The organism is Sporosarcina sp. Marseille-Q4943 (assembly GCF_943736995.1).
Lineage (GTDB): Bacteria > Bacillota > Bacilli > Bacillales_A > Planococcaceae > Sporosarcina.
The window spans coordinates 1,272,451-1,287,687 of the sequence record NZ_OX031157.1; the positions used below are offsets into that span (position 1 = coordinate 1,272,451).

Consider the following 15,237-nt stretch of genomic DNA (forward strand, 5'->3'; position numbering starts at 1 on the left):
AGCAAGTCGTTGCTGATTCACTTTGTCTTACTACTAAATAGTAACAAACATTCTTTCTGAATCAAGTTGCTGTCATGCTCCATGAAGCGCCTGTAACTTAAAACTCCCCCACAAAATACGGAAAATCCACCACCTCCCGCTTCAACTCCCAAAATGACCGCTCCTTCCCCGTCCCTTCACAATAATACGACGCATCCATCCTGCCACTTGCATCAGTCACTCGCCCGGCAAACTCGCCGTAAATCTTCCGATGTTGCGCCCTCACTTCCTCCTCCGTTTCCGCCAAGTACACCGCATACCGCTTCCCTCCCATCCGCACGACGAACAGTTTCACCGTGCACATCTGCAACCAATTCTCCTCCCGCATTTTCCCAATCGCCTCATAATCCAACTCCCGAAAAGGAATCCGGCTTTCAGGATCATCCAGCTTCACAAGCCCTTGCTGCACTGCGTAATAAACGGCATGCGCCATATTCGGCACATCATAATAAATCGCGTCATGAAGAAGCTCCCGCACTGTCGATTCCAATCCTCGCAACCTCCCCCGTATAGTTGGTCGTGTAAGACCACTCCATTCATTAGTTATATAGACTCGAATCCGGGAAAAGGATACTGCAAAAGAAAATATATTTTTCCCCATAAAAAAACACCGACCCTAAATCGACTTTTTTGTCGATGGGTGGTGCTGTTGCTTCATATCATTGGATTTTCAACACATCAAAAGGTCTAATGATCCCAATCAATTCTCCATCTGCATGACCATTTTCTGTAATGAGCAATGCTTCCAAACGTACCCCTCTTGTAATCGCCCGCTTGAAATAATCTTCAGCTTCATACACAGAAAGATCCTTGTCGACAAATTCAAATGACTCTTTACGGTTTTCATAATTGTAAATATCAGAAAGTGTCGGTATTTCCCGGGGAAGGGCGTCTTCTGTCGAATGACCGGCCAACCAATACGTAATGCCAGCAGCCGTAATCAAGCCCTTAAATTTTCCATCCTCGTAAAACGGAACTTGGGTGAACCTACTATCGGCCATCAACTGTAAGGCAGCAGTTAAAGGATCCTCCGCTTGCAAAGTATGCACTTTACAGCCGAAAAGAGCACCTACACGAAGGGGATTGCTTAATTTCTCTTCAATCAATTCGATTCGCTCCACAATTTCATCATGAGGTTCAGCAATAACATAGTCGATGTCTGTTCGATTATGGACGATTGCATTACGCAAATCCCCTAACTCCCGTAAATCGTCTTCGTATTTGCGAACAACGGAGTTTGTAATCTTCACTTTATCAATAAGGCGATAAAACGGGGTATACTCATCGCCATCCGCTTTTTCAGCAAGTATTTTCTCAATCCGGTTATAAGCGACAATAAAACGCTCTGAATTTTTCACAGTCATCAGCTCATGCAACTCCTTTTGAAAGCAGTATACCCGTTTTTTTTCATCATCAACTAACTGTCTACTGTGCATGCTCCACTTTTAAATGACTTACGCTCCAATCCCCACAACCTCTCCCGTAAATTTGTTATAAGCTGCATACGCCGTGCCGACTGGACCGTTCCTGTTCTTCGATACAATCAGCTCCATGACATTATCGTTCTCATCCTTTGAGTAATACGCGTCGCGGTATAAAAAGACGATGACATCCGCGTCCTCCTCAATTGAACCCGATTCCCGCAAGTCCGACATGAGCGGCCGCTTGTCATGCCGCTGTTCGACCGCCCGGCTCAACTGCGCAAGCGTAATGACCGGGCAATTGAACTCGCGCGCCATCGCCTTCAAATCCTTCGTGATCTGGGACACTTGCAAATGCTTGTTGGCACTGTTATCTTCCGAATGAATTAACGTCAAATAGTCAATCAAGATGACCGGCTTCCTACCGGGATATGCATGGATCATCTTCCGCACCTTCATCCGCATTTCCGCAACGGTCTGCCTGCTCCGGTCGTAAAACTGGATATTCGTTTCCGCCACTCTGCCAATCGTTTTCACCCAATTCCCCTTTTGCGCATCACTGAATAACGCATAAGGATCACGCATCCGGATTCTCGAAAACCGTCCCGTCGATGCAAGGAGCCGATCCGTCAAACTCGCATCCGACATTTCAAGTGAAAAGATGATTGGCAGACGCCCTTGCCATCCGGCGTGCTTCGCGATATGCAGCATGATGTCGGACTTCCCCATGCTCGGCCGTCCAGCCAAAATGATCAATTCACCGTCCTGGAATCCATTCGTCATTTCGTCCAGCTTCCCAATGCCTGACGGCGCACCATCCGCAATCTCCTTCTTGACGAAAGGATCCTCGTACACATCCATCAGCAAATCGGCAATCGCGGAATGGTCGCTCACACGATTATCCATAAGCGCATCAAGCTCACTCATGACCCGGTCGATCGGCCAATTTTCCTGCCCTGCAATATGCAGTACGTTTTGCTTTTCACGCTCCCGCCAAACATCCAACATCACCCCGACGTAATCATCGAACTTCTCGATATGCGCATAATTCGTAAGGTCTTTCACATAATTCGCCCCGCCCAAATCTTGCGGGCTATATGTAGTAAGTAGAGTGACAAAATCAACCGTCTTCCCTGCAGCATGAAGCTCCTTCATCGACTGGAAGATCATCTTATGGACCGGATTTGTGAATTGGAAAACCGAGAGCCCCGAATCCGTTATCAAATAATTCTCCTTCAACATCGAACCGAGAACCGCTTTCTCCGCAATCACATCGCTTCCCCCTTCGTCAGATCTAACTTAAATTCATTCACTAATAATTCTTTTCTTTTATTCTTCTTTCTTTCATTCTTACTAGGTGTGTTTAGTCGGTGCTTTGTCCGATGTTTGTCTGCGAAATCGCCTGTCACGCGTGCATCATTTTCTTGATAAAACGCCCATTTCATAATCGTTATGACCCGATTTTTGTTTGTCGATTTGTCTGTCAAAAATCCGTACGAAGCAAATTTTTTCAAGGCAGTCCGGATTTTCGCTTCCGTGACCCCTTTTCCACACCGGTGAACTAACGTCGGAAGCGAAGTGACGAACTGTCCGGGCTGCAATGAATACACGTCTCCTCCCCACTCCCACTCCCTCTCCTTGTAATTCGCCATTAGGAGCATCGTCACTAAAATGACCTTTTGCTCAGCTGTCGAATCCTGCCAAACCGGGCTATCCAATATTGCGCGATGTAATTTAATCCAACCGTTCATTTTCCTCTTCCTCTCCTCATAAATGTTTTGATCAGTCCTTTCATTCGTTATATAGATGTGAATTAGGGAAAAGGATACTAAAAGAGAAAAATATTTTTTTGAAATGAAAAAACACCTCCCCTTGATCGGTTGGTGTTGAAGGTTCTCCTATGTTCTATTTCCCAAACTCGCTTCATACCCTCGTCTAGTAGAAACTATTCAGTAAGGAGTGATTCAAATTAGAAAAATACTCTTGGCAATGATGGTGTTGATCCTTGGTTGTTCCTATGCCTTTCCTCAGCAGACAACCGCAGCGGCGAAAACCGAGATGTATGTACATGCGAAAAATGATATCATCCTGCGTGCGGAACCAAAACAAAACGCTAAAAAGATCGGCACAATTCAAAATCACACGAAAGTAACTGTATTGTCCTCATCAAAAGGATGGTCCTACGTACAAGCCGGAAAAAGCAAGGGGTATGTGTACACGTCCGCTTTATCTAAGAATAAACCGAAAGCCGCATCAACGACTGTTACCGGTGGGCTGACGCCGAAAGAAGGGTTGATCCTTACGTACGAACCATCGTTCCTGGTTGATGAGAAGGAGACGTTCTCTGTAGAAAAAGAAAATGAATACACGTACTTATATAATAAAAAGAGTCCTCCGTACACGGATTTTTCGGACTTCACCTATATCGATGACGGAAAAAGATTGCTGATGGGTGTATCGAATTCCGACTTCGCCTTCGTCTTCGTTCCCTTACCATTGGAACAAGGGACGTACACAACAGATTCGTCGGACATGTACGAGGACCAAAAGGTTTTGGTTGAAAGCACGACGAAAACCGTAACCGTGAAAGCCGGTACATTCAAGAACGTCGTCATTCTTCGTTATCCAGATGGTTCCAGAGAATACTTTGCAAAAGGAATCGGCATCATAAAAAGTACAAATAAAAATGGCAAGATCTTTACAGAGTTAGCTTCTGTGAAGGAAGGGAAATAAAGTCTAACGGGTTCGCGTTGATGGAGAGAATACAATAAAAGAACATAATGTTCAGGGACACCATTCGCATATGAATTGGTGTCCCTGCTTTTGTTGTTGTATCAACATTTAGATGCTCTATAGTTATAACACTTGTTTACTGGATATAAGGAAAATCTAGGAAGATAAATAATCTGTGCTAAAATAAATTAAAGATTATGAAATGATGATCTGCAACTAATGAGGCAGGTTGGTGAAGAAGGATCAAATGGTAAAGGGATGTTAAGATGAGACATTTAATGTTCCTAAAGGGGGGCAATGCATTGAGTAGTTTCCACAAAATCATAGGGATTTTATTTTTCATAATAAACTTCTGCTTTCTATGGGTTTCTACTAAAACCGCTGAAATTTTTGTTACGCTAAGTAGGCTTGACGAGAGTAAAGGGTACATGTTAACCGAAGCCGAGGAATTTATGATTTTTCTTGTTATCAGTATCCCAATGTTATTGATACAACTGATTTTCTTACTTTTAATTTTATTTTATTTGAAGAGAAAGCTGTACAAAAAATCTTCAATTATACTGAACTTAGTAGCACATCTTCTTCTATTTATGTGGTTTGTCTTTAACGTATATCAGTTCACAATAAATGGTTATTGATTTTCGTTGATGAAGGATAACTAATGCGTATGGACGGGGATGTGGCATTTTGGGAGGAAGTCTAATGGATAAAAAAACAAGTTTAATTTTAGGGTCGTTATTCATTTTAACTAGTGGGCTAATTTTTACGATTGAACGCTTAACTGCATATGTTTATTGGGCAGCAAAAATAAATACTGGAACGTGGGATACTATTCCGCAGAAATTGCCATTGTATGAAAACCTTTTTACAGGGCTATTTTTCCTAGTTGGCATTCTCTTAATTATTGTGTCATTCAAGAAGGAAGGGTAATTAAACTAACGGGTGCTTTACTTGAAGATCGGAGCTGCTTAGACGGCTCTTTTTTCTTGTTCAAAAATATTTATTACAATATTTAGTAGAATTAGTCTTTAAAAGCAGGGAAATAATATCGTCATGTAGAAGTTGAGTAGAGTAGGTATTTTTTAGCAGAAAGGATGCTTGTGATGGAACCAATTATTGAGGCTAGAAATTTAATGAAATCCTATAAAAAGCGGAAGTCGAAGGAATACATTCAAGCGGTTAATGACATCTCTTTTACAGTGAATAAAGGCGAAATTGTCGGGTTACTAGGGCCTAACGGTGCTGGGAAGACGACGACAATTAAAATGATTTGCGGTTTACTCATTCCTGACGCTGGAACAATTACGATTAACGGGATGGACAATCGCGAGAAACGGCTCGGGGCATTGCGACATATTAGTGCAGTGTTGGAGGGGAATCGGAATTTGTACTGGCGATTGACGGTTAGGGAAAACCTTGAATATTTTGCTGGAAACCGCGGTGCTTCACGAAAAGATGTTGCTCATCAAATTGAAGTCTTGTTAACAAGCTTTCATTTAAAAGAGAAGGAAAATGAACTCGTCAATCGGCTTTCACGTGGAATGCAGCAAAAACTTGCGATTGCCGTCGCAATGCTTGCGGATAGTGATGTCATCTTATTGGATGAACCAACTCTTGGATTGGACGTGGAAACAGGGTATGAAGTGCGCGAATTGTTACGTACGATTGTCGATGAATACAACCGAACAATCATCATTAGCTCGCACGACATGAACGTCATTCAAGAATTATGTGATCGAACAGTGATCATTAATGACGGAAAAGTCATTGTGGATGATAAAGTGGAGAATTTGATGAAGCTATTTGAAGTTCGTGCCTATTCAATAACACTCGGGGACGCTTTGAGTGAGCATCAACAGAAATTGTTGCTACAAAAATTCCCGGACTATAACTATATTACAGATTCCATGCAGCATATCATCCAAGTTCATCTAACAAAAAGCGATGAAATTTACGAGTTATTTGACGTGCTCAAAATGGGAGGAACTACGGTCGAATCGATTGACCGCGATACGATAAATTTCGAGCAAATCTTTATGAAAATCGTGAAAGGGGAAAAAGAGTATGTATTGGGCTAACCTCCTGAAGGCAAATGTTCGGAAAGAATATATCGAGTTGAAACGTTATTTGCCAAATACAATTGCTATGGTTTTTACGTTTTACTTTATTTTTTTAGGAATGTTTATGGGCATTCAGTTGATTGGCGACCCGAGTACGCAAGAGGCAAACATCCAATATGCCATCGTCAACTATATTTTTTGGTTTTTAGCGATGATGGTGATGAACAGTGTCGGGTGGACGATAACGAACGAAGCAATGCGCGGAACGCTCGAACAACTTTACATGTCTCCAATGGGCGTATGGCGAATTATGGCGACACGACTCATCGCAACAACAGCAATCTATTTTTTAATTATTATCGGGTTGCTCTACTTATCAATGGCGACAACGAATCAATGGTTAAATATAGACGTCATTTCCATTATGCCCATCCTTATCTTAACGCTCATTAGCATGTTTGGTGTAGGATTCATGATTGCGGGAATCTCGATTATCGTCAAGCAAGTAGGAGCCTTTTTACAAATATTGCAATTTATTTTGGCCGCTTTAACGTTCGTAACCTTAAACGTTGCACCGTTTTTCGCATTTCTTCCGTTTGTGAAAGGTGTAGATCTGGTCCGCCAAGTGATGATTCATGGTTACACATTAAGTCAGTTTACAGTGGTGGATTTTTTAATTCTCGGATTTAACGCGATAGTGTATCTTGCATTAGGCCTTCTATTTTTCATTTATTGTGAACGAATCGCTATGAAAAAAGGATTGCTAGCGCATTATTAAGTGAAAAAGGAACGTACTTGTTAAAACAGCACGAAAGGAGGTCAATATTAAGATGAAAAAAACATTTGAAGTTATGCACGATGGTCACCATATGGTTGCTCTTCATAGACATCTTATGAAACAGTGCTTTAATGAAGGAGTTGTATAAAATGAATGAAAATAAAGGTACAGAAATAAAACGCTCTTCAAAAGCAGAAAACATCCTCTCTCAGATCAATAGTAAAACTAAGCTAGGCGAGTTACGAAAAATCGCGAAGGACATTAAAAAAGATCACGAACTAGCTATGGAACTTTGGTCAACCGATGAGTTTTTGCCCAGACTATTAGCAATCTTAATTATGGACAAAAAACTCCTTACACAAGATGTGCTAAATAAGCTTGATAAGGATATGCAGACTCACACTTTTGATGAGCGAAATAACTTAATGGATTGGTTAATGGCTAATCAGCTCACCAAAGACAAGAAGACGATTTTTTTGATGGAGTCATGGGAAAATAGCCCTTCTGCTCTTCAAAGGCGAGCTTTCTGGTATTATCAAGGACGATTAAGATGGACCGGGCAAACACCGCCTGATAACACCGCAGACTTGCTAGCTGCAATAGAAGCTACGATTGCGGAGGAAGAACCAGAAGTCCAATGGGCTATGAATTTCACCGCAGGCTGGATAGGCGTTTATGATGAAAAGAATCGTGCGCGCTGTATTAAAATTGGTGAGGAAACGGGTCTTTACAAAGGTGATATGGTGTCAAGAGGATGTACGCCCGACTATTTGCCGGAGTTCATTACGATTGAAGTTAACAAACGACAGAATAAGTAGGTACCTCTGTTTCTGCAGCTAGTCAGTAAAATTTGGATAGTGAATTAGTTGTACTGACCAATTAACTGCTCTCTATAATAAAAATAACAGGTATATATTTGTTTACAACGAATAAATTAAAAAAGACCACCTAATGCTACCAACATTAGGCGGTCTGTAACGCAGGTTCCCTTCAAGGGGGATCAGCCCGAGGTGAAATAATCCATCCTAAGCGAGCTAGACACTCAAGGATGGATTATTTTTTATGGTCAAACGTATTATTTCAATAAAAAGACCACGTCTCGTCTTTTCGATCTTTCAACTCTTTAAGCACAAACGCTCGATGCTCGACCAGTTCCGGAAACTGATAAAAGAAGTTAATCTTTTCTTCTGGTACTGTTCGAGGGCTGTCATTGTAAGGTTGGCTATCTCCTCGGTTGATTTCAATTAATAATATAATGAAAGACAATAGAAATTTATTGTTAATCGATAAGTATCGTGATAAAATCATGTTGTTATTAACTAATTGAGGTGTTTAAATGAAAGTTAAACGAGGTTCAACCACTTTTTTAAAGGTAATAATTTTTCTGAGTGGAATTGCATTGCTTGCCGTGTGTATATATTTGATGCCTGAAGCAGCCAGAAGAGACGCGATAGAGCGTCCGGGTGATTATTCGCTATATCCACTTTTGGTATGTGCATATGGAATATGTATTACGTTTTCTGGAGCGTTGTATCAAGTATTTAAACTTTTAACCTATATCGAAAAGAACAATGCTTTCTCTGAGTTATCTCTTCGATCTTTAAAGGTAATAAAAAAATGCGCTTTTACTGTCATTTTCTTCATTTTGTTAGCAATAGTTTATATAAGGGTGCATGCTCAATTCACAGGTGATGATGCAGCAGGTCCTATATCACTAAGTCTAATGGGTATTTTAGCAACAAGTATCATCGCAGCCATTGTGGATGCACTTCAAAAGCCATTAAAAAATGTCCTAGATGTTAAGTCGAAAAATGATTAACGGTTTGAGAAAGACAATTAGGAGGACATCTAATGAATATAGAAAAAAATCTAGTGAAAACGTTAACTACCTGCCTGTAGGGGTTTAAACACCCTTTGAGGACTCCTGCGGGCAGGTACGATTCTCAAGGGAGGTTTTCACTAGTGAAAAATCGTTCAAGATCATATTATCGCCATCAGAGAAAGAGGACAATTAACCGGAAGCTAGAGATTGTAAGATATGCCTGGGGATTAAATAAAGCGGAGGATAGCGAACATCCTTTTATTACGCATCCCGGCAAATTGTCGAAAGCGAAGTTGAATTGTTCTTGCAAGATGTGCAAATATGAAAAGCATTATGATATTCCAAAACCAAACGTTAAATCCAAAACAGATTTAATGCAGCAGGATATTAAAGAATACTTTTATGAGTAAAATGGACAAGACCCTTCTCTATTTTTAGAGAAAGGTCTTTTTTGTTTTGTAGGGGAATTAAGTGCCCTACATAATAAAATGCCAGGCTATCTAATAAGAAGCCTGGCACGATATATTAAAGTATCGAAGTAAATAGGTAAAATAATAGCGGTCGGTCCGTGGGGAGGACAATTTGACAACAACGAAAACACGAAAGGATGGTACGGTCCATACCGATCAGTTCACCCACGGATCAACTCGCTACACATTTATTATACTACAAAAATATTGTTCGAGGTCAATAAATAGATATCCATCTTTTGGAGGTTATCTTACTTTGTTCGGGTGGGAATATAATCCTTCAAGCAATCATCAATACTTGGATAGTGCTTGGATTTCCGATTCCAGGGAGTGCTCTCAAATTTACCCCACTCAGCAACAATCCCGTTTTGAGTGTGCGTTGCTACAAACGATGTTAGGTAGCCCAGTGGATCCTCTTCCTCGTCTTCCATGTACAATGTAATCGGGGTAGATTTCTTACCATCCTCAACTACGTCATATCTGTGCACCTCGAATAATACAGGTGTCCCCTTTTTCTTATTCTTATTTCTGAAGGACCTACGGTTATCTCGTGTATCAAAACCGTAGATGGAATCGTCGGCTCTGTAGTAAAGGTAATAGTTAATCATCATAGCCTCCCCTTTGCTAACTAGATATAATTAATCGGCCCTTCAGTCCTCCTTCAAAATTTCGCTCTCCATGTATTCTTCACGCATCTCTGACAACGTCTTCCCTGTTTCTTTATGGACCGCAAAGACATACGTCTGAATACTGGACCATCCGAATAGATCCTTTAACCACTTTTGCATTGACATGTTTTCCCCGTTCACTTGTACCGTTCCGTCTTCTTGCAGGATCGCTTCATCTCTTCTTCCCTTGGCAGTGATAATATCGCCAGGCTTCACAATCCCCCATTCCAGCATGTCACCTATCTTCGGCAATACCCGGCGTGTGATTCCTTTACTCGGTCTACTGCTATTCAAGGATCCATCTAAGAAATTAACGTAGTAGTCTTTATACGTAGTGACAGGCAACAGTTTTTCAATATCTATGTATAGGTTGTCATCAATCTTATAAGGGATCAGCTTATAACAACTAATATCGACATTATTGCTATTAAGCCACGCAACAGCTGATAATGTTTGTTCGTCAAAATCAGAAGCCGCCAGCACAATTCTTTGCTTCTTATTGAAGTTGTCTCCGGCTCCATTCACTTGTAAAAACTCATTCAGTTTCCTACTACCTATTTCTGAACTTGTTAAGTGCTCCTTCTTAAATTCATCCTGGTATTTCTCAATGTAAGGCGCATAAATCTTGTTCACTAAATCATCCGAGTCTTCGATCGTTGCATAGCTTGCAGCATATCGAATCGCCTGAAATTCAAACGCTTCTTTCCGCCCCTCAATATCTTTTCGATCCCTTTTAATTTCAATTAACACGATATTCCCTTTGTTATCCACCGCAGTAAGATCACTGATTCCATGCTTCGCATTCCTTACCTGTTTCCCGACGATCAACATAGATTCTTCCTCGTCGCATATCATATCGATATTTTTCCTGAGTATCTCTTCAATATCCTCTTCCCTAAGCTGTAAATCGGCAAAGTTCGTAGCTTCGTGCTTAATGGCCTTGCCATTTGATATCAAGAACATGGTGACTCCCCCCCTACTCTCTCGCTTTTATCACACGGACCTCACGAGTCTCTTCATCGTATTCAAGTATTTCAACGTCACGTGGAATCAAGTGACCGTGGGTTCGAATGTAGTACTCACCAAGTGTTTCATTCCGTCTTTCGCAAAAATCCCGAAGAATGAAGAAGATTTTTCTATACTCCACGGGCAGTAAATAGAAGTAGTACATCGATTCATTCCATACTGTAATTTTCGCGCTTGGAACATTTCCGCCCGAGGTCCATTTATGTGACTTGCATTCAACAACGACTTTCTCATTGGAATCCGGCACACTTCCCAAATCGAAATTGCGTTGCTTTTTAATATGCAACCCAACAAATATTCCTACGTTTTTCATTAACGCTAAACCATTTTGGTGAAAATAGGCTAATGCAATATCCTCGAAATCCCTTCCGACATGTGCGTTGCTAATTGAATTTATACGTTGGAAATTCATCAAATCTATTCACCCCCACTTTATGTTTATTGTAGCTCCTCATTTTGAAAGTCAGCTTTTTCACTCAAACTTCCGAATTCAATCGCAATGCTTCTTTCAACTTCCTATACTTTTACTTTAGTCTTTCTATTCTTCTCAGCTTGCGGCCTCAACTTCTGCTTCCCATACTTCCCGCCTATATTACTCCCGCTTCCCGCAAAGAACTCCCGCTGATTCCGGTTGCCATCCGTATTCTGACTCCATGTAAACCGGGAGTCATGGGATTCTCCAAAATCTTTATGAAACGCTTCCCGATTCGCAGTCGCTCCTTCGTGCCATTTTTGCTCAATGATTTCGCAGTTAGAAGCGATTGCTATGTCAATATAAAAATCATTTAATACATTGATTTGAAATTTAGTCTCATAAAAATCAACCTTCATCCTGTTGAATTCAGATTCAAAAATGGACACGACAAAGTGACGTTTTTTTGTGCATGCCTTCATTTTTAGCAGATCTTTATTTTGAATAGTATTGTCAATCTTAACAATCGATCCTAATCGATGGACGATTGATAACCTTACATAAAGGCCTTCGTTTAATTTAATAAATCCATGCAAATGCTCCTTAAACCAGTATGTAGAAAAGAACATATTAGTTTTATATAAATCATTGAGACGTCGTTCAAAATCCTTATAATCGACTGTTAAGATAAAAGAATGCTTTTCAGTGTTTTGTTTGATTTTTAATTTACACTTTGCCATAATACCCCTTCATTTCATCTAGTTTTGTAAATAGATATGAGTTTTATGTATAAAACCCAGAATTGGCTACTTGCTACTATAGTCTCGAAAACATTTGATTAAATATCGTTATATGAATCTAGTTTATCATAAGCACTCACTTAAAGTGCTGTTATCACGCAATTTTCTAATATTATTATCAAGAAGTTTTTATTTCAAATTAAAAAAGGTGCTAGGTTCTATATTAGAACCTAGCACCCACATTAAGTTATGAAGTTAGACAAACCTCATCGTAACTCTCACCTCTCAAGGATCTCTTTCAATTCCTTAACAGTAAGCCACGGCATCTTCCGATGAATCATCCGATGACAGTTAGCACAAAGCAAAACAATATCACTCACTTTCGATACATGGTCTTCGCTCATTTCGGAGACAGGAATTGTATGATGCGCTTCAATGAAATTATCTCCTAAATCTCCGTACGTTTTTTCGAAATCAAATTTACATGCTTTGCAAAATAACCGTCCTTCTTTTCGTAAGAAGCTTTCTTTAGCCGCTTCGATTAACTTCCGGTTTCGTTCCCGAGTAAAATGTTCCCTCAAAACACTTTTACCCTCTCTATAGCCTAGTTCGACTTGATTCACAGTAACCGTATTAAGAAAATCCAGCAACTCTTTCTTTACACGTAACGGTCCCTGGGGTGCCGCTTTTAACCCATGTTCTTTTAACACCTCTAACGGAAAAGCACTTTCAGGATAGGTTTCAAGTAATCTTAATCCCATAAAGCGACGATCAACATTATTCTCTAGCTCAGTTTCGTCCAGCCAATATTCAGTATCTGCTATTGCTTCATCGAATGGTATATCGACTTCTTCTACAACAGTCAAATATAAAAGTGCCTGAACGGGTCTTCCTAAGTATATATAAACAGTATCGCCAACTTTTTGCGACGCAGTTTGTCTCCAATCGATTCGCTCGTTTTCACTGAATGCCTTTTGGACATCATAAATATTAGGGTTTGCAGAAATTATCCAATCCATCTTCTCACATCACCTTTCTATGCAATGCTACAATACCCCGCGCAATTCCATCCCGTGCAACTACATACTCCTGATCAGAAACCAACTCATTCATCGCCGCTTTCAACTCTTCCGCATCCTCCATATTCTCAACAGGCACAGCCCGAGAATAAATCCGTGTAAAACGCCTTCCTTCTTCAAAAGCAAGCGCACGCACCGGAATGCCCTGCTCCTCTATGTTCGTCAATAAATTCGTCCGTTCCAAATGCGGCAGCGGCCCCACTTCAACAATCAATCGGACCGTCGAATTCCGTCTCCGGAACCACGCTATGAGCGGATAGCCGAGCCAATACCTTTCCGTCACTTGATACTCCGACGGCAGCTCCGTCCACTCCGGCTCCATAAAACTCGGAACGAGGTGATTCACATTATAATAGCCGGATGCGATACGCTTTTCATCCACAAACGAAGTGAATGCCTTCTCCATAGGGTTTTGCACCTTCAGTACAGCACGTTCCAGCAAAGGAATGCCATCCCCCTTCCCTGAAACCGCCTCGTTTACCAATCGCAACAACGTCTGGAAAGAGTCCTTCTGATATAGCCGCAGCATGCATTCAACTAACGAATCGACATCCTCCCAAGAAGTCGGACGATCCGCATCCATATAGATCCTCGTATACTGCCTGCCTTCTTCAAAAGCCTGCTCCTTCACGTCAATCCCTTTTGCGACCAGTGCCCGTAAAAGCCGCACTCGATCTTCATGATGCAAAGGTCCAACCTCCACCTTCAATTTCAACCTGTCGTCCGCCTGCTCAAACCAAGCGATCAGCCCTTTATTCATCCACCACTTCTTACGCAAGTCATTCTCATCAAAATGCTCGTCCCACGTCTGTTCTATGAAGTGCGGCACACGGAAATGCGGCGTATACAAATGATCCGGCCACGCCAACTTCTGAGCAAACCGAAGAAAAGCCTCCCGCAAGAAGCTGCTACCGACCTTCACAACGAAGTCGATTGTCTCCTTATATTGACTGTAGATCTGCCTTAGTTCATTCGCAAAGTCACTTTCGACAATCTTTCCCTTTCCAACAGCAGCAAGAAGGTCAACAGCTTCTTTATGGTTTTTATAGAGAGCCATCCCCTTCTCATTCAGCTCATCATTCTGAACCAACTGATCCTCTAAAATGTCGATGTAATAGGAAATGAAAGAATGTACGTCTGAATGCATATACTCTTTATTCGCGTCTGTCACATTGTTGAGGATGTCCAACACATCCGAATAGCCAAGCATTAGATAGTCCTCATGCGTAGGCTCCTCATCCTGTAACGTCAAAAATACCGGGATGATTTTATAACCATCATAGGCATTTCTCACAAACTCGATATATTCTTCAAGCTGCCCCTCAGATTCAACGGACCAAAACTTGTTTTCAATCAAAACCGCAACTTGATGCAAGTGAGAGACAGCCAACAAATCGATCCGCTTTTTGTTAGGCGTCGCCAACTCCTTATACACGACAAGATCATGATACGAATAACGGCTCAGCTGCAGGACATCATAATTGGCAATCTTGTCCTCATCCTCATAATTGGCAGGATTGACAAAGACCTTCGCAATAAGCTTTTTAATGAAATACGCGCCTAAATCATGATTTTGTTGCGGATCCATCAACCACGCCAGCACATTTGAATGCCGGATTTCATAATTGTCGACTTGAAGCACTTTGAATGGATTGAAACGGTTGAAATGGTTATGTAAATAGGTGAACTCCTGGGAATCCTCAATGAGGGACAGGATTTGTTGCTGGTGGTTGGGCATGGTGCGTTCCTCCTAAACTATTCTATTATGACCATGTTAGCATAAACTTTTCTTTTCAAGGATTAATCTTCAAGACCTTTCCCCCTTCACTTAAAAAAGAAATAGACACCCGACAATTTGTAACGGGTTCGGTTGAGGGAGAGAAAAGTGCAATTAACAACGTAATTAACAAGTGAATCAGAATCTGTTTCAACAGTGAAACCGCTATATAAAAAAAGTAAAAAACGCTCAAAGTGAGCGTTTTTTCGCGA

Annotated in this window: 17 protein-coding genes; 7 read left to right on the top strand and 10 right to left on the bottom strand. The window is 41.1% G+C overall.

Translation table 11 applies throughout. The features are described 5' to 3' along the window. Positions 1-97: 97 nt before the first annotated feature. The 4 genes from NIT04_RS15305 to NIT04_RS15320 all read right to left on the bottom strand — a co-directional run bounded on the left by NIT04_RS15305 (position 98) and on the right by NIT04_RS15320 (position 3,211). Positions 98-529, bottom strand: coding sequence for a hypothetical protein (locus NIT04_RS15305; protein WP_252504399.1), 432 nt, complete (start codon positions 527-529; stop codon positions 98-100). Between the two features lie 169 nt (positions 530-698). Further along, positions 699-1,403 (bottom strand): CBS domain-containing protein, encoded by a 705-nt coding sequence (locus tag NIT04_RS15310; RefSeq protein ID WP_252504400.1) that lies wholly within the window; start codon positions 1,401-1,403, stop codon positions 699-701. A gap of 90 nt (positions 1,404-1,493) precedes the next feature. Further along, on the bottom strand, positions 1,494-2,732 hold the full coding sequence (locus tag NIT04_RS15315; RefSeq protein WP_252504401.1) for a DnaB-like helicase C-terminal domain-containing protein: 1,239 nt from the start codon (positions 2,730-2,732) through the stop codon (positions 1,494-1,496). After that, positions 2,729-3,211: a hypothetical protein gene (locus NIT04_RS15320; protein WP_252504402.1), complete on the bottom strand. Its 483-nt coding sequence runs from the start codon at positions 3,209-3,211 to the stop codon at positions 2,729-2,731. Before NIT04_RS15320 ends, NIT04_RS15315 begins: the two co-directional genes overlap by 4 nt. Positions 3,212-3,449: 238 nt before the next feature. On the opposite strand from NIT04_RS15320, the gene NIT04_RS15325 reads away from it, so the two are divergent. The 7 genes from NIT04_RS15325 (at position 3,450) to NIT04_RS15355 (ending at position 9,263) form a co-directional block, all read left to right on the top strand. Further along, positions 3,450-4,193, top strand: coding sequence for an SH3 domain-containing protein (locus NIT04_RS15325; protein WP_252505125.1), 744 nt, complete (start codon positions 3,450-3,452; stop codon positions 4,191-4,193). 702 nt (positions 4,194-4,895) lie between these two features. Then, positions 4,896-5,123 carry a hypothetical protein gene (locus NIT04_RS15330; protein WP_252504403.1) on the top strand — a complete coding sequence of 76 codons (228 nt, stop codon included), beginning with the start codon at positions 4,896-4,898 and terminating at the stop codon, positions 5,121-5,123. 173 nt (positions 5,124-5,296) lie between these two features. After that, entirely contained in the window at positions 5,297-6,271 is a 975-nt protein-coding gene (locus tag NIT04_RS15335; protein WP_252504404.1) for an ABC transporter ATP-binding protein, read from the top strand. Then, positions 6,258-7,031: an ABC transporter permease gene (locus NIT04_RS15340; protein WP_252504405.1), complete on the top strand. Its 774-nt coding sequence runs from the start codon at positions 6,258-6,260 to the stop codon at positions 7,029-7,031. The genes NIT04_RS15335 and NIT04_RS15340 overlap by 14 nt, the downstream gene beginning before the upstream one ends. A 149-nt stretch (positions 7,032-7,180) precedes the next feature. Beyond that, positions 7,181-7,849, top strand: a complete 669-nt coding sequence (locus tag NIT04_RS15345; RefSeq protein WP_252504406.1) for a DNA alkylation repair protein — start codon at positions 7,181-7,183, stop codon at positions 7,847-7,849. 518 nt (positions 7,850-8,367) lie between these two features. After that, positions 8,368-8,850, top strand: coding sequence for a DUF2975 domain-containing protein (locus NIT04_RS15350; protein ID WP_252504407.1), 483 nt, complete (start codon positions 8,368-8,370; stop codon positions 8,848-8,850). A 143-nt stretch (positions 8,851-8,993) separates the two neighbouring features. Next, complete coding sequence (locus NIT04_RS15355; protein ID WP_252504408.1) at positions 8,994-9,263, top strand: hypothetical protein; 270 nt, start codon at positions 8,994-8,996, stop codon at positions 9,261-9,263. 311 nt (positions 9,264-9,574) lie between these two features. Here NIT04_RS15355 and NIT04_RS15360 read toward each other — a convergent pair whose 3' ends face one another. The 6 genes from NIT04_RS15360 to NIT04_RS15385 form a co-directional block, all read right to left on the bottom strand. Continuing rightward, on the bottom strand, positions 9,575-9,931 hold the full coding sequence (locus NIT04_RS15360) for a hypothetical protein (RefSeq protein ID WP_252504409.1): 357 nt from the start codon (positions 9,929-9,931) through the stop codon (positions 9,575-9,577). A 42-nt stretch (positions 9,932-9,973) separates the two neighbouring features. After that, positions 9,974-10,954, bottom strand: coding sequence for a hypothetical protein (locus tag NIT04_RS15365; RefSeq protein WP_252504410.1), 981 nt, complete (start codon positions 10,952-10,954; stop codon positions 9,974-9,976). Between the two features lie 13 nt (positions 10,955-10,967). Further along, positions 10,968-11,429, bottom strand: a complete 462-nt coding sequence (locus NIT04_RS15370; RefSeq protein WP_252504411.1) for a hypothetical protein — start codon at positions 11,427-11,429, stop codon at positions 10,968-10,970. A gap of 104 nt (positions 11,430-11,533) precedes the next feature. Beyond that, a complete protein-coding gene (locus NIT04_RS15375; protein WP_252504412.1) occupies positions 11,534-12,169 on the bottom strand; it encodes a hypothetical protein in 636 nt (211 codons plus the stop codon). Positions 12,170-12,447: 278 nt separating this feature from the next. After that, the gene (locus tag NIT04_RS15380; protein ID WP_252504413.1) at positions 12,448-13,188 is read right to left on the bottom strand and encodes an HNH endonuclease; all 741 of its coding nucleotides are present in this window, start codon (positions 13,186-13,188) and stop codon (positions 12,448-12,450) included. 4 nt (positions 13,189-13,192) lie between these two features. Next, on the bottom strand, positions 13,193-14,986 hold the full coding sequence (locus tag NIT04_RS15385) for a PD-(D/E)XK nuclease family protein (RefSeq protein WP_252504414.1): 1,794 nt from the start codon (positions 14,984-14,986) through the stop codon (positions 13,193-13,195). Positions 14,987-15,237 lie beyond the last annotated feature (251 nt).

What these genes read in the sequence shown, in the direction of transcription:
- NIT04_RS15310 (WP_252504400.1), bottom strand. Translation starts at nt 1,403, where the DNA reads ATGACTGTGAAAAATTCAGAGCGTTTTATTGTCGCTTATAACCGGATT.
- NIT04_RS15320 (WP_252504402.1), bottom strand. Translation starts at nt 3,211, where the DNA reads ATGAACGGTTGGATTAAATTACATCGCGCAATATTGGATAGCCCGGTT.
- NIT04_RS15325 (WP_252505125.1), top strand. Translation starts at nt 3,450, where the DNA reads ATGATGGTGTTGATCCTTGGTTGTTCCTATGCCTTTCCTCAGCAGACA.
- NIT04_RS15330 (WP_252504403.1), top strand. Translation starts at nt 4,896, where the DNA reads ATGGATAAAAAAACAAGTTTAATTTTAGGGTCGTTATTCATTTTAACT.
- NIT04_RS15335 (WP_252504404.1), top strand. Translation starts at nt 5,297, where the DNA reads ATGGAACCAATTATTGAGGCTAGAAATTTAATGAAATCCTATAAAAAG.
- NIT04_RS15340 (WP_252504405.1), top strand. Translation starts at nt 6,258, where the DNA reads ATGTATTGGGCTAACCTCCTGAAGGCAAATGTTCGGAAAGAATATATC.
- NIT04_RS15345 (WP_252504406.1), top strand. Translation starts at nt 7,181, where the DNA reads ATGAATGAAAATAAAGGTACAGAAATAAAACGCTCTTCAAAAGCAGAA.
- NIT04_RS15350 (WP_252504407.1), top strand. Translation starts at nt 8,368, where the DNA reads ATGAAAGTTAAACGAGGTTCAACCACTTTTTTAAAGGTAATAATTTTT.
- NIT04_RS15360 (WP_252504409.1), bottom strand. Translation starts at nt 9,931, where the DNA reads ATGATTAACTATTACCTTTACTACAGAGCCGACGATTCCATCTACGGT.
- NIT04_RS15365 (WP_252504410.1), bottom strand. Translation starts at nt 10,954, where the DNA reads ATGTTCTTGATATCAAATGGCAAGGCCATTAAGCACGAAGCTACGAAC.
- NIT04_RS15370 (WP_252504411.1), bottom strand. Translation starts at nt 11,429, where the DNA reads ATGAATTTCCAACGTATAAATTCAATTAGCAACGCACATGTCGGAAGG.
- NIT04_RS15375 (WP_252504412.1), bottom strand. Translation starts at nt 12,169, where the DNA reads ATGGCAAAGTGTAAATTAAAAATCAAACAAAACACTGAAAAGCATTCT.
- NIT04_RS15380 (WP_252504413.1), bottom strand. Translation starts at nt 13,188, where the DNA reads ATGGATTGGATAATTTCTGCAAACCCTAATATTTATGATGTCCAAAAG.
- NIT04_RS15385 (WP_252504414.1), bottom strand. Translation starts at nt 14,986, where the DNA reads ATGCCCAACCACCAGCAACAAATCCTGTCCCTCATTGAGGATTCCCAG.